Source organism: Alcanivorax sp. HI0044 (assembly GCF_001634945.1).
The window spans coordinates 1-280 of record NZ_LWEZ01001030.1; the positions used below are offsets into that span (position 1 = coordinate 1).

General features: G+C 53.6%; 1 pseudogene. It reads right to left on the bottom strand.

Going from position 1 to position 280, the window contains the following annotated elements:
- Positions 1 to 206: pseudogene (locus A3730_RS31645) on the bottom strand (WYL domain-containing protein); the annotation flags it as partial.
- Positions 207 to 280: the final 74 nt, after the last annotated feature.

Consider the following 280-nt stretch of genomic DNA (forward strand, 5'->3'; position numbering starts at 1 on the left):
ACAATCCCTGCAGGAACCGATGCTTGCTGCAAGGAGAAGCCCCGAGGCACATAGGCAACCTTGTCTTTCCAGCTACGCCCTCCTGTCGGCTTGTGCTTTTTGAACCAAGCGTCCACCGCATCAAATATAGGAGCGAGCTTCTGCAAGGCATCACGAGGCATCAACGGTTGTAAATAGCGCTCAACCAGAAACCAGGTCGCCGCCATTTTCTCGTCCATGGCGGGGATGGACAAATATTGATCCGAGCAGATGCTCCAGCCATAAGGACGAGCTCTATCGT